10 protein-coding genes are annotated in these 13,641 nt (G+C 63.4%); 7 read left to right on the top strand and 3 right to left on the bottom strand.

Annotated elements, in window-relative coordinates; all coding sequences use genetic code 11:
- Positions 1-45 precede the first annotated feature (45 nt).
- From ACWPVA_RS17170 to ACWPVA_RS17140, 7 genes are all read left to right on the top strand, one after another.
- Positions 46-474, top strand: coding sequence for a DUF2852 domain-containing protein (locus ACWPVA_RS17170; protein WP_454288825.1), 429 nt, complete (start codon positions 46-48; stop codon positions 472-474).
- An 83-nt stretch (positions 475-557) separates the two neighbouring features.
- Entirely contained in the window at positions 558-1,313 is a 756-nt protein-coding gene (locus ACWPVA_RS17165; RefSeq protein WP_454288824.1) for a M48 family metallopeptidase, read from the top strand.
- Between the two features lie 72 nt (positions 1,314-1,385).
- Complete coding sequence (locus tag ACWPVA_RS17160) at positions 1,386-2,060, top strand: phosphoribosylanthranilate isomerase (protein ID WP_454288823.1); 675 nt, start codon at positions 1,386-1,388, stop codon at positions 2,058-2,060.
- Entirely contained in the window at positions 2,057-3,277 is a 1,221-nt protein-coding gene (gene trpB, locus ACWPVA_RS17155; protein WP_454288822.1) for a tryptophan synthase subunit beta, read from the top strand. Before ACWPVA_RS17160 ends, trpB begins: the two co-directional genes overlap by 4 nt.
- Position 3,278: 1 nt before the next feature.
- On the top strand, positions 3,279-4,118 hold the full coding sequence (gene trpA, locus ACWPVA_RS17150) for a tryptophan synthase subunit alpha (protein ID WP_454288821.1): 840 nt from the start codon (positions 3,279-3,281) through the stop codon (positions 4,116-4,118).
- 38 nt (positions 4,119-4,156) lie between these two features.
- Positions 4,157-5,065, top strand: coding sequence for an acetyl-CoA carboxylase, carboxyltransferase subunit beta (gene accD, locus ACWPVA_RS17145; RefSeq protein WP_454288820.1), 909 nt, complete (start codon positions 4,157-4,159; stop codon positions 5,063-5,065).
- 47 nt (positions 5,066-5,112) lie between these two features.
- Complete coding sequence (locus ACWPVA_RS17140; protein ID WP_454288819.1) at positions 5,113-6,456, top strand: bifunctional folylpolyglutamate synthase/dihydrofolate synthase; 1,344 nt, start codon at positions 5,113-5,115, stop codon at positions 6,454-6,456.
- A gap of 52 nt (positions 6,457-6,508) precedes the next feature.
- Here the strand turns inward: ACWPVA_RS17140 and trxA are convergent, their stop codons facing one another.
- The 3 genes from trxA to addB form a co-directional block, all read right to left on the bottom strand.
- The gene (gene trxA, locus ACWPVA_RS17135) at positions 6,509-6,829 is read right to left on the bottom strand and encodes a thioredoxin (protein ID WP_454288818.1); all 321 of its coding nucleotides are present in this window, start codon (positions 6,827-6,829) and stop codon (positions 6,509-6,511) included.
- A gap of 75 nt (positions 6,830-6,904) precedes the next feature.
- The gene (gene addA / locus ACWPVA_RS17130) at positions 6,905-10,459 is read right to left on the bottom strand and encodes a double-strand break repair helicase AddA (RefSeq protein ID WP_454288817.1); all 3,555 of its coding nucleotides are present in this window, start codon (positions 10,457-10,459) and stop codon (positions 6,905-6,907) included.
- Complete coding sequence (gene addB / locus ACWPVA_RS17125; protein WP_454288816.1) at positions 10,449-13,640, bottom strand: double-strand break repair protein AddB; 3,192 nt, start codon at positions 13,638-13,640, stop codon at positions 10,449-10,451. The genes addA and addB overlap by 11 nt, the downstream gene beginning before the upstream one ends.
- Between the last annotated feature and the right edge of the window lies 1 nt (position 13,641).

Below are 13,641 nucleotides of genomic sequence, written 5' to 3'. Positions count from 1 at the left end.
CATCGGACGGCATGTTGCCACCGACGAAAGCGAGGGTAATCGATGATGAACCAGTCAGCATTGCTTCGGCCGGATTGGACGCCGGCGACCGTTGCCTTGATGGTGCTTGGCTTCATGGTGTTCTGGCCGCTTGGCCTAGCCATGTTGGCCTATATTGTCTTTGGCGACCGTTTCCGCTCGTTCAAGCAGAACGCCAACCAGACGGCCGACGGCCTGTTCAGCAAATGCCGCAGCGGCGGATTCCGCGGTCCCCATTTCACGACCGGCAATGTGGCCTTCGACGATTGGCGCAAGGCCGAACTCGACCGCCTGGAAGAGGAACGCCGCAAGCTCGATGAGATGCGCGCCGACTTTGACCGCTATGCGCGCGAACTGCGCCGCGCCAAGGATCAGGAAGAATTCGACCGCTTCATGCGTGCACGCTCGGCCGAACGCCGTAGTGATGACGCAGCTTCCGGCGCGACAGGCGTCTGATCCTCTCTGACAGCAATCAGCCGGCACCTTGGCGTGCCGGCTTTTCCATGCGCGCAATCGGCGAATCGGCTAAGACGGGACCCATGTTTTCCTTCCTGCAGAAACCCGCCCGGCCAAAATCGCCGGCGACCTCGCGCCGAGTGCTCGACGTGAGCGGTCGTGAGATGCCGCTGGTGATCCGCAGCAATCCCCGCGCCACCCGCATCACGCTGCGCATAGAGCCGGGCGGACGGGGCTTGAAGATGACCGTTCCACCGGGTCTGCGGGAACGCGAGATCGTCGATTTCCTTGAACGCCATCGCGGCTGGCTCGAAGTGAAACTTGCGAAGTTTTCGTCCGACACGCGCCTGTCCGACGGTGCCGAGATCCTGTTGCGTGGCGTGCCCCACCGCATCATTCATTCCGGCCGATTGCGCGGCCTGACCGAGGCGATCGATTCCGAGATCGGCCCGGTTCTGAGCGTCAGCGGGATGGAGGAGCATCTCGGACGCCGTGTCGGCGATTTCTTCAAGAAGGAAGCGCGACGTGACCTGGAAGTCCTCGTCGCCGGCCATGCCAGGGCCGTCGGCCGTCCGTACAAATCGCTGACGATGAAGGATACCCGCAGCCGCTGGGGTTCCTGTTCCTGGGACGGGGCCCTCAGTTTCTCTTGGCGCATCGTCATGGCGCCGCCGCCGGTGATCGACTATCTTGCCGCCCATGAGGTCGCCCATCTGAGGGAGATGAACCACGGGCCGGCCTTCTGGGCGCTGTGCCGCGATCTCTGCCCGCACATGGAGACCGCCAAGACCTGGCTGAAGCGGCACGGCACCCAGCTCCACGCCATCGACTTCGATTGAAGTCGTCAGGCTGAACCGCCGCCGTCGCAAATTGGCTCGACTCTTTTGCGTTTTCGTGCGACTTCCGCTGCCATGAGACCCGATATCAAGATCTGCGGATTGAAGACGCCGGAGGCGGTGGATCGTGCCGTCGAACGGGGCGCGACACATGTCGGCTTCATTTTCTTCGCAAAGAGCCCACGCAACATCGAGCCGGACCTCGCCGGCGTGCTGGCCGATCGGGTAAGGGGCAGGGCCAAGATCGTGGCGGTCACCGTCGATGCCGACAATGACGACCTCGACGAGATTATCGCGCTTGTGCGGCCGGACATCCTGCAGTTCCATGGTGCGGAGAGCCCGCAGCGGGTGCTGACCATCAAGGCCGTCACTGGTCTTCCTGTGATGAAGGCATTTTCCATCCGCGAGCCCGATGACCTTAAGCGGATCGAGCCCTATATCGGAATTGCTGATCGGTTCCTGTTCGATGCCAAGCCGCCGGCAGGGTCCGATCTGCCGGGTGGCAACGGCGTTTCCTTCGACTGGCGGGTTCTGCGAACGCTTGACGAGGATGTCGATTACATGCTTTCCGGTGGGCTCAACAAGGACAACATTGCCGATGCGCTGAGGGAAACCGGCGCGCGCGGCATTGATGTGTCGTCCGGGGTGGAGAGTGCACCGGGCGTCAAGGATCTGGACAAGATGGACGAGTTTTTCGCGGCAGTCGAACGGGCTTCGGTTCGCGAGCCGGTTTCAGGGAGCGCACAGTGAACGAGACACCGAGACCCAATTCCTTCCGTGAAGGACCCGACGAAGATGGCCTGTTCGGCATCTTCGGCGGCCGTTTTGTCGCTGAGACCCTGATGCCGCTGATCCTCGACCTGCAGGCCGAGTGGGAAAGGGCAAAGACCGATGCGGAATTCCAGGCCGAGCTCGCGCACCTCAACACGCATTACACCGGTCGTCCGAGCCCGCTCTATTTCGCCGAGCGGCTGACGGAAGAGCTGGGCGGCGCGAAGATCTATTTCAAGCGCGACGAGCTCAATCACACCGGCAGCCACAAGATCAACAACTGCCTTGGCCAGATCCTGCTCGCCAAGCGCATGGGCAAGACCCGCATCATCGCCGAGACCGGCGCCGGCCAGCATGGTGTCGCCTCGGCAACTGTTGCCGCGCGTTTCGGCATCCCTTGCGTCGTCTACATGGGCGCGACCGACGTGGAGCGCCAGGCGCCGAACGTCTTTCGCATGAAGCTGCTGGGTGCGGAGGTCAAGCCGGTAACGGCCGGCCACGGCACGCTCAAGGACGCGATGAACGAGGCGCTGCGCGACTGGGTGACCAATGTCGACGACACCTATTACATGATCGGCACCGCTGCCGGTCCGCACCCCTATCCGGAAATGGTCCGCGAGTTCCAGTCTGTCATCGGCCGCGAAACCCGGGAACAGATGATGGCGGCGGAAGGCCGGCTGCCGGACATGCTGGTGGCTGCCGTCGGCGGCGGGTCGAACGCCATCGGACTGTTCCATCCCTTCCTCGACGACGCTTCGGTCAAGATCGTTGGCGTCGAAGCCGGCGGCAAGGGCCTTGAGGGAGAAGAGCATTGCGCATCGCTGACGGCCGGTTCGCCGGGCGTCCTGCATGGCAACCGCACCTATCTGCTGCAGGACGGCGACGGGCAGATCAAGGAAGGCCATTCGATCTCGGCCGGCCTCGACTATCCGGGCATCGGTCCGGAGCATTCCTGGCTGAAAGATCAGGGTCGCGTGGAATACGTGCCGATCATGGACACGGAGGCGCTGGCTGCGTTCCAGATGCTGACGCGCACCGAGGGCATCATTCCCGCGCTCGAGCCGAGCCATGCGCTTGCCGAAGTCATCAAGCGTGCGCCGAAGATGGACAAGGACCAGATCATCGTGATGAATCTCTGTGGCCGCGGTGACAAGGATATCTTCACCGTCGGCAAGATTCTGGGTATGGGGCTCTGACATGACCGCTCGTATGGACAAGAAATTCGCCGCACTGAAGGCTGAGGGCCGGCCGGCGCTCGTCACCTATTTCATGGGCGGCGACCCGGACTATGAGACCTCTCTGGAGATCATGAAGGCGCTCCCTGCCGCCGGCGCCGATGTGATCGAGCTCGGCGCACCGTTTTCCGATCCGATGGCCGATGGCCCGGCCATTCAGTTGGCCGGCCAGCGCGCGCTGAAGGGCGGCCAGACGATGAAGAAGACGCTGCAGATGGCCCGCGAATTCCGCAAGGGTGACGACACGACCCCGATCGTCATCATGGGCTATTACAACCCGGTCTACGTCTACGGCGTCGAACGCTTTCTTGACGACGCGCTGGAAGCCGGCATCGACGGCCTGATTATCGTAGACCTGCCCGCCGAAATGGACAATGAGCTGTGCATCCCGGCCCGAAAGCGGGATATCAACTTCATCCGTCTGACGACGCCGACGACCGATGACAAGCGCTTGCCCAAGGTGCTGACCAACACGTCGGGTTTCGTCTATTACGTATCGATGACCGGCATTACCGGTTCGGCGCTGCCCGATCCGTCGAAGATCGCCGGTGCGGTCGGCCGCATCAAGAGCCAGACCGATCTTCCGGTCTGCGTCGGCTTCGGTGTCAAGACCGCCGAGCATGCCCGCCTGATCGGCGCCAATGCCGACGGCGTGGTTGTTGGCACCGCGATCGTCAATCAGGTTGCGACCTCGCTCGACAAGGATGGCAAAGCGTCTGCCGATACGGTGCAGTCGGTTGCCACCTTCGTGCGCGGCCTATCGGCCGGCGTTCATGCCGCCCGCCTTGCCGCCGCCGAATAGTCTTCCCATATGGACTGGGACAGTCAGGAGTTAGTCAAGTGAACTGGATTACCAATTACGTGCGCCCGCGGATTAATTCCATGCTGGGCCGCCGCGAGGTTCCCGACAATCTTTGGATCAAATGCCCCGAAACCGGCGAGATGGTCTTCCACAAGGACCTCGAAGAGAACAAGTGGGTGATCCCTGCCTCCGGCTATCACATGAAGATGCCGGCCAAGGCACGCTTGACCGATCTCTTCGATGATGGCCGCTACGAGGCCCTGCCGCAGCCGAAAGTGGCACAGGACCCCCTGAAGTTTCGCGATTCGAAGAAATATGCCGACCGTCTCAGGGACAGCCGGATCAAGACCGACCAGGAAGACACCATTCTTGCTGGCGTCGGCACGGTGGAGGGCGTCAAGCTCGTTGCCGTTGTGCATGAATTCAACTTCATGGGCGGTTCGCTCGGCATTGCTGCCGGCGAGGCGATCGTGAAGGCGTTCGAACGCGCCATTGCCGAAAAATGCCCGCTCGTCATGTTCCCGGCCTCTGGCGGCGCGCGCATGCAGGAAGGCATCCTATCGCTGATGCAGCTGCCTCGCACCACGGTCGCTGTCGACATGCTGAAGGAGGCGGGTCTTCCTTACATCGTTGTCCTGACCAATCCGACCACTGGTGGCGTGACGGCCTCCTACGCCATGCTGGGCGATCTTCACATCGCCGAACCGGGCGCCGAGATTTGTTTTGCGGGCAAGCGCGTGATCGAGCAGACGATCCGCGAAAAACTGCCGGAAGGCTTCCAGACCTCTGAATACCTGCTGGAACACGGCATGATCGACATGGTTGCCAAGCGCCACGACATCCCGTCGTTGCTCGCGCAAGTGCTGAAGATCATGCTGAAGCGTCCAGTGAACGCCGATGCCACCGCGTCTGCTACCAAGGCGCTTCCGGAGAAAGCCTCGGCTTGAAGCCGAGGCTTGGTCTGCCGACCGAGGCAAAGAGCGGAATCAAGAGCATGGCAGAGCCCGCCTCAAGCAAGGCAGAACAGCTGATCGACGAACTCATGGGATTGCATCCCAAGGGTTTCGACCTTTCCCTTACTCGCATCTGGCGGCTGCTGGAACTGCTCGGCAATCCGCAGGACAGGCTGCCGCCTGTCATCCATGTAGCCGGCACCAATGGCAAGGGGTCGGCTACGGCCTTTTGTCGGGCATTGCTCGAAGCCCAGGGCTTGAGCGTGCATGTTCATACCTCGCCGCATCTGGTGCGCTGGCACGAGCGTTATCGCATTGGAGTCAAGGGCGGGCCGGGTCAGCTCGTCGACGACGAAGTATTTGCCGATGCGCTGCGCCGGGTCGCTGCCGCCAATAGTGGCCAGAAGATCACGGTGTTCGAGATACTGACGGCCGTGACCTTCCTGCTTTTCTCCGAGCAGCCGGCCGATGTGGCGATCATCGAAGTCGGCCTCGGCGGCCGTTTCGACGCAACCAATGTCATAGAGAGCCCGGCCGTTTCGGTCATCATGCCGATTTCGCTCGACCATCAGCCCTATCTCGGTGATCGGGTCGAGCTGATTGCCGCAGAAAAGGCCGGCATCATGAAAAGGGGTAGGCCCGTCGTCATCGGCCAGCAGGAATATGAGTCTGCACGCGACGTCCTCGTGACGACGGCCGAGCGGCTGGGCTGTCCGTTGGCGGTCTTCGGCCAGGACTACGGGGCGCACGAGGAATTCGGCCGGCTTGTCTACCAGGATGAATTCGGCCTGATGGACCTGCCGCTGCCACGGCTCCCCGGGCGTCATCAGCACGGCAACGCTGCTGCAGCGGTCCGTGCCGTAAAGGCCGCAGGCTTCGAGGTCACCAATGCCACTGCCGAGGGGGCGATGACATCCGTTGATTGGCCCGGCCGCCTGCAGCGGTTGATCGAGGGCAGGTTGATCGCCTTTGCGCCGGCCGGAGCGGAGATCTGGGTTGACGGTGGCCACAATCCCGGCGCCGGCGAGGCGATTGCCGAAGCCATGGCCGGCTTCGAGGAGCGCCAATCGCGTCCGCTCTATCTGATCACGGGGATGATCAACACCAAGGATCCTGTCGGTTATTTCCGCGCATTCGCCGACATAGCCCAGGATGTGTTCACCGTGCCGATCCGCGGAACGGATGCAGCGCTTGATCCGGTCGCACTGGCCCAGGCGGCTTTTGACGCCGGTCTGGTGGCGGCACCTATGGAATCGGTAGCCGAGGCCCTTCGGGAGATCTCCGAGCGGATTGATCCCGATGCGCCGCCGCCACGCATCCTGATTGGTGGCTCCCTCTATCTCGTCGGCAATGTCCTTGCCGACAACGGGACGCCCCCCAAATGAAAAAAGCCGGGCTGATCCCGGCTTCCTTCATATTCTTGATACTTGCAGCTGATCAGGCTGCGCCGACGATCCAGCTGGACAGGGCCGTCTTCGGCGCGGCGCCGACCTTGATATCGGCCACTTCGCCGCCCTTGAATATCGCGAGCGTCGGAATCGAGCGAACGCCGAACTTGGCAGCGATTTCCGGGTTCTCGTCGATGTTGACTTTCACAACCTTCACCTTGCCGGCCATCTCGACGGAGATTTCCTCAAGGCTCGGCGCGATCATCTTGCACGGACCACACCATTCGGCCCAGAAATCAACGACTACGGGCTCCGCCGAGTCGAGAACTTCGGCCTGAAAATTGGAATTGTCGACCTTTACCGTAGCCATGGGCTGCTCCTTTGCCGGTATCGATTTATGTCTAGATATGTGATGTCTCGCAGCATATTTTCAATATGCGGTATCTCACGATGTCTTGAGCGCGGCAAGGGACTGCGACAGCGTGTCTTCCCCTAGAGAAACGACGGAGCCTGTCTCGGTGTAGACCAGAAGACAATCGAATGTGCTGCCCGGATAGAGGGGGCGAAGTATCTCGCGGTAGATCGCGAGCTGCGCGCGATGCGACAGGGGAGCCTCGCCGGAACTGCGGGGTGGGTTTCGGTTCGTCTTGTAGTCAACCAGAACAACCCGGCCGTCGAGCACGGCCATACGGTCTATGCGTCCGGAAACTGCGCGCTCTTCCCCGTTAAGCGTGAAACTGCCCATGACCGAAACCTCTGCCTGCGCATGGGACGTGAAGATGGACTGAAGAGCCGGGTGGTCGAGAACCGCCATGATGGTTTCGACCAGTTTAGCGCGCTCCGCAGGCGGCCAGAAACGGGCAGCCCGTGCCGCGTAGCGGCGGGCGGCCGTTTCCCGTTGGCCCGCCGCGACTTGCGGCAGCATCTGTAGCATCCGGTGGATCAGGCGGCCCTTCTGCAAGGAAATGCCTTTTAATTCGCGTTCGCCAAATAGTGGCGAGGTGACCAGTGCGTCATCGGCTTCGTCGATGATGATCGCGCCGGCACCTGAAGGGCTCAGGGGACGCGGCAAGCCCGGGCTCACCGGCAGAGGGCTGAGAAGCGCATCGGGCAGAAGATCCCCGTGCTTGTCGACAACCTTTTCGGTCTCGCTTTCGAACTCCCTCGGGGCGTCGGGAAGGCGCCAGGTCAATCCTTCCCATGGTCCGTCCGGACCGGAGTATTCAACCTCGCGGCAGAAATCCGCCTTGTCGCGCAGAGCGTCGGCAATCATCTGGTGCCAGACCTCGCCGGGCTCGCGAACACCACGATAGCCGCAGACGATCAGGCGATCGGCGGCTCGCGTCATTGCGACGTAGAGGAGGCGCCGATACTCCTCCTCCGCCATCCGCTTGCGTCGTTCAACGTCGGCATCCACCAAGGTATTCCCGAGCGCCTTGTTCGGCACCCAGACGGGAAACGACGGCACGCTGTCCTCGCCCTCGATCAGGCGGAACTTGGCAAGATGGCTGTGATTGAAGGGCTTGCCGCCGCCATCGACCAGAAACACGATCGGAGCCTCCAGCCCTTTCGAAGCGTGAACTGTCATGACCCGCACCTCGTCGCGGTCCTTGTCCTGTTCGCGCTTCACCTCCGGCGCCTCGGTTTCGAGAGCGGAGACGAAGGCTTGCAGGCCTGGCAGTCCGGCTGTTTCAAAGGCCAGGGCAAAACTGAGGAACTCGTCGAGAATGTCGCTCACCTCCGTGCCGAGGCGAGCAAGATAGGCGCGCCGGCCGCCATGCACGCCCAGAACGCGGGCATAGAAATCATGCACCGGCAGCGATTGCGACAGGGCGTGGAATGTGCGGAGCCGCTGTGCCGTTCCGCTCCAGCGGTTCGCTTCCCCTTCCGCCATCTGCTGCAGGTGGGCCCAGAGGTCGCAATGCGCCGGGCGATTTGCCGCCAGTTCGAATAGTTCTTCTTCGCTGTGGTTGAACAACGGGCTCTTGATCAGCGCGGCAAGCGATAGGTCGTCAGCCGTAAGCAGAACAAAGCGGCCGAGCGCCAGCAGATCCTGCACGGCAATATGCGCGGTCAGTCTTAGCCTGTCGGCACCGGCGACCGGAATATTGTTGCGCCGCTTGAGGGCGCGGGTAAGGGCATTGACGAAGCTGTCGCGCTTGCGCACCAGGACGAGAATGTCGCCCGGCCGGATCGGCCTTCGCTTGCCCTTGTCGATGATCGTCTCCTGGGCGATCAATTGCTCAACGACATAAGCGATGCGACGAGCCAGCACGGCCGACGGAGCACTCTCCGGCGTTGCGTCGAAGGGGGCGGTCCAGTCTTCGCTCTTGGCTGCGGCTTCTGCCGCGATCATGTCCCACAGGTCGACCGAGCCAGGATGGCCCATCCGGCTCGACATGTGAACCACATCTTCGCCGAGGGCACTCAGGCCTCGAGCGTTCTCCGCAACGGAAAAGACCTGGTCGACCGCTGACAGCACCGCCGAAGTGGAGCGGAACGACAGGGGCAGGCGTATGGTACTGAAGGTCTGACTGCCCGCTGCCACGGCCCGGGCCGTGGCCGTGGCCTCTTCGGAAAAGCGTTCGGGTCTGGCGCCCTGAAAGGAATAGATCGACTGTTTCTCGTCGCCAACGGCGAAAAAGGTGCGTGTCAGGCTGCGCGCGCTCTCACCGGAAAAGAAGTCCTCACGCAGCGAGCGGATGACCGACCACTGAACGGGGCTGGTATCCTGGGCTTCATCAACGAGGATATGGTCGATACCCTGGTCCAGCTTGTAGTGCACCCAGGGGCCCACGTCGCTGCGCAGCAGCAGTTCGGAAGTGCGCACGATCAGGTCCTCGAAGTCGAGCTGGCTGCGCTTCTTTTTCAGCTCCTCGTAGTCGTCATCGAGACGAGCGGCAAGCGTCAGCGCCGCCATGGTGGCCTGGTACATGCGGAATGTGCGCAGTCGATCCTGAATAGCGGCGAAATGGTCGCGCGCTTCGAGTACAGCATCGTGAAGCTGCGGCGCCGCCGTGCTCATCGCCTTGGCGATCAGCGACTTGTCCGCCTTTGGCTTTCCGGCCTTGGTGAAGAAAGCGGCCTCCACGAGGCCAAGACGCTTGCGCGGATCGGGCTCGTGCACAGCACTTTCCAGAAGCTCGGCAATCTCCTGGACCGTGGAGCCCCCCTTTTCTCGTGCGAGAAGGATATAGGACGTCAGCGTCGGCCCATCGAGCGGGGGCAGGGGCCAGCTTTTCGCGAGCAGGCTGTCCTCCGTGGCGTCTGCGTCAATATCCAGCCCCTTGCGCAGAAGCGCATCCGCGCCGCCGCGTGTCTCCGCTGTCCGGACAAAGGCGCGCACGGCATGGCGGTTGGCGACCAGATCGCCGAGCAGTGTTTCAAGCCCGTACTCGTCGGCAATGCTGAGGACCTGGGAAAAGGCCTCGGCCAGTGCCGCGTCATCCTCAGACGAGGTGGCGGTCAGCAGCGAGCGGCGGGCTTCAGCCAGAACCGCATGGGCGGCGCGGTCATCGAGCACGGTGAAATGGCCCGCAACATTGGCCTCCAGCGGAAACTGGTGCAGCAGCGCCTCGCAAAAGGCATGGATGGTCTGGATCTTGAGGCCACCTGGCGTCTCCAAAGCCCGGGCGAAAAGCCGGCGCGCCTCGGCAAGCTTGAGGCGATCCGGCTGCCGCTGCTCGATCGTGTAAAGCCGCTTGGCCAGTTCCTCGTCCGGCAGAGTCGCCCATTCGGCAAGACGCGAGAATACGCGGTTCGACATTTCTGAAGCCGCAGCCTTGGTATAGGTCAGGCAGAGGATGGAGGAGGGGCGGGCGCCGGCGAGCAGAAGGCGGATCACCCGCTGGGTCAGAACGTGGGTCTTGCCCGATCCGGCATTGGCGGAGACCCAGGCCGAGCGCGCCGGGTCTGAGGCGACCGCCTGTTGCAGGCTCGTCCAGTCAAGCCAGATCGCCGGGTCGTTGCCGGAGGGCAGTATCGCATCATCATTCGACATCAACTGCCTCCTCGCTTTCGGCGGTCGACCATTCGGCTACCCGCGCCAGATGATCGTATTCACCGCCGAAATCACTCTGCTGCGCCGGTAAAAGGCGTGAGACGAAGCCGCGTTCGCCGCTGCGCAGCGCCTCGACGAATTTGGCCAGTTCCTCCACCGATTGCTCGGCCAGATCGACCGCCGATTTCTTGTTGTCACCGCGGCCGGAGAGTTCGTTATTGACCAGATCGACGATCAGGCTGTGCGCGGGCTTGAGGCGGACATAGAGAAGGTTTTCCGGCGTCAACCGGCCGGCGTCGCGGAACGCCCCTGCCCGAAGCGCTGCCGCCTCCAGTGCCAGCTGCGGATCGAGCAGGCTGCGGGCCTGCGCCGGGCTGGGGCTGAGGCCCGTCTTGTAGTCGATAATGTCGGCATGTCCCGCACTCCTGAGGTCGATGCGGTCGGCGACGCCGGTGAGCATGATGCCGTTCGCAAGCTCGATCCGCCCGCGCACCTCGGTGAGCGTCCTGCTGATTTCCGGTCGGCGGTCACGTTCCCAGTCGAGAAAGGCACGGGCAATGGCGGCGAAGCGCTGGCGCCAGACGATGTCAATATGGATCGGCAGGTGTTGGGCGTCGAAGAGTTCGTCGGTGATGCGTTGCATCGCCTGAGCCGCATCGGGGCTGGTCGGGTCATGGCCTTCGCTGACGAATCGCTCGACGATCTTGTGATAAAGCGTGCCACGCTCGGCCGCGCCCGGATCCTCGTTGAAACCGTCGACCGGGTCGAGCCGGAGAATGCGTCGGGCGTAGAGTGCATAGGGGTCACGACGGAACGGTCCGACTTCGCTGAAGGAGAATTGCGTCGGCTGCAATTCGGCGGGCGGCTTCGGGGCGGGGCGCTGTGCGGGAGCCTGGCTGTCACTGCGGTCGATCAGAGCGGCATAGTGGCGGAAAATGTCGCCGCGGGCTTTCAATCTGCGCTCGAAATCCTGACCGCCCAATGCCAGCAGCCGTTGCAGCCAACGGGAGGCGACGGTGGGAGCGGAGCCCTGGCGTAGCGCACGAGAATAGACGAGATGGCGGGTGCCGCTCGCCATTTCGAAATCGTGGGCGAGCTGGCCGATCCGCCGTTCCGGCGGCTCCAGACCGATCTCCGCCTTCATCATGCGCGACAGGAACGGATTATTGGTGGTCTGGCCCGGCCAGGAACCCTCATTCAGGCCACCGATCACCAGCGTGTCGACGCTCTGCAGGCGCGCCTCGAGCGTGCCGAAGACGAAGACGCGGGGATGGCGCATCGCTTTGGGCTTCACAGCCTGGCTCGCCGTCAACGCGGCGAAGATGTCGATCCATTGCGGGCCGTCGGCCTCGATCAGCCCGTCCGCCGCCATGATCTCGCCGAGCTGGGTCGCCAGGGTTTCCCCTGCCTCGTTCGACCACAGGGCCGACAGATCGCCGCGTTCGTCGGCGCAGACTGCCTCAAGGGTGCGGCCGGTCCGCGCGGCCCAGTCGCCGAGTGGCAATTTGTCCGTCAACACCCGCCCGTCGGCAATCCGGACCAGCACCGACACCAGTGGCTCAACTGCTCGGGAGATTCGGGCCGCAAGGTCGCGTGCGGCCTCGATCGATTCCGGGGGAAGCGAGAGGCGCCATTGTGGTGCATGCCGGTCGACAAGGTGGTCGGCGAGCCGGCCTTCGAATAGGGCCGGGAGTTCGCTGAGATCGACCGCCTGAATGCCCCCCCGAAGCGAAATCGCTTCCAGGGCGTCAGCTGCGGCGCGATAGGTCTCACAACTCATGCCGAAGCGGGCGAGGGGATGTTTCAGGACGGAGACGAGGGCTACCGGATCGCCCGGGCGAAGGGCTGCTTCGAGCATGAGCTGAGTCAGTACACCCTGCTGGGTGGCGCTGAAAGGCGTCCCCGCCGAGTCGTCGGCGACGATGCCGAAACGGGCAAGTTCGGCCGTGACCCTTCGGGCGAGGGCACGGTCGGGGGTGATCAGTGCCACTCGGCTTTCGCCGCCGTTGGAACCCGGCTTTTCAAGCCCAAGACGAAGGGCAATCGCGATCGAGGTGGCTTCCTCCCGCTCATTGGCGGTCTCGATCAGTGAAACCTCGGCAAAGGCCGAGTGGATCCGGGCATCGCCGAAGGCGGATCGCCAGGCCTGCCAGCCGTCGGTCGCGCCGGCCGGCGCCATGGCCCGCGACAAGATTTCGGCCCGATCCGCCAGGGCGGCGTCCACGGTGCCGAGTGACCCGACTTCGGATCGGTCGACATTCAGCCGCCTGAGGAGCCGGAACAGCCCGTATTGCGGATGCCCGCGGCTCGCCGGCTCCGCCGGTCGCCCGGCTTCTGGCTCGAGCCCGACCTTCAGCCAGTCCTCGGGCGGCATCGTGCCATCAAGACCGGGGAGCACGATCACGCCTTCGCCCCGCGCGGCTATGGCGGCGATGAGGTCGGCCGCAGCGGGGATCGAACCTGTCGATCCGGCCACGATCACCGGATGCCCGTCCTCAAGCCGGGAGAGGCGCTGTGCCTCTGCCTTCAACACGGCGTCGCGCTGGCGGGCGGGCGAGGACCGCATCAATTCTTCGAGCCGTGCCGGCCAGAAGGCTGTGGCGATCTTCAGGAACTCGACGGTCAGCTGCCACCACGAGGCGAAGTCGCGGACATCGAGCTTGGCGAGATCGGCCCAGTCGCAGCCCTCCGTCTCGATTGCATCGATCAGTTCGGCGAGCGCACGCGCCAGCCAGACGGCGTCAGCCGGGCTTGCCGGAGCGACCAGCGGCGTGTCGGCATGAATGCTACGGACGATGGCTGGCAGCTGGTTGCGCCAGGCCAGGATGAGGCGGGCAAGCTCCAGCAGCATCACGGTGCCGCTGATTGGGGGAGCGAGGTCGAGCAGTGCCGGTGCGTCGGCGTCGAGGAAACCGGCATCGTCGTCGGTCTCGCCGAGCGGGCGGATATTCGGCAGAATGGCCGAGCGGCCTCCGAGGAGCTCGACAAATTCCGATCGCAGGACACGGGCAGCGCGGCGTGTCGGAACGAGGATCGTCACCTTGGCCAGCGATAGGGGATCGGTGGGCTCATAGCGGTAGCCCGGCGCGAGTGTGCCGTCGAGCAGTCGTTCGGCGAGCACCTTCAGGAAGGGAAGCCCCGCCGGTATCGTCAGGACACGCGGTTGGTGCGCCTGGCTCATC

Source organism: Rhizobium arsenicireducens (assembly GCF_964021225.1).
This window is presented reverse-complemented; position numbering and strand designations above follow the sequence as displayed.

What these genes read in the sequence shown, in the direction of transcription:
- ACWPVA_RS17170 (WP_454288825.1), top strand. Translation starts at nt 46, where the DNA reads ATGAACCAGTCAGCATTGCTTCGGCCGGATTGGACGCCGGCGACCGTT.
- ACWPVA_RS17165 (WP_454288824.1), top strand. Translation starts at nt 558, where the DNA reads ATGTTTTCCTTCCTGCAGAAACCCGCCCGGCCAAAATCGCCGGCGACC.
- ACWPVA_RS17160 (WP_454288823.1), top strand. Translation starts at nt 1,386, where the DNA reads ATGAGACCCGATATCAAGATCTGCGGATTGAAGACGCCGGAGGCGGTG.
- trpA (WP_454288821.1), top strand. Translation starts at nt 3,279, where the DNA reads ATGACCGCTCGTATGGACAAGAAATTCGCCGCACTGAAGGCTGAGGGC.
- ACWPVA_RS17140 (WP_454288819.1), top strand. Translation starts at nt 5,113, where the DNA reads ATGGCAGAGCCCGCCTCAAGCAAGGCAGAACAGCTGATCGACGAACTC.
- trxA (WP_454288818.1), bottom strand. Translation starts at nt 6,829, where the DNA reads ATGGCTACGGTAAAGGTCGACAATTCCAATTTTCAGGCCGAAGTTCTC.
- addA (WP_454288817.1), bottom strand. Translation starts at nt 10,459, where the DNA reads ATGTCGAATGATGATGCGATACTGCCCTCCGGCAACGACCCGGCGATC.
- addB (WP_454288816.1), bottom strand. Translation starts at nt 13,640, where the DNA reads ATGAGCCAGGCGCACCAACCGCGTGTCCTGACGATACCGGCGGGGCTT.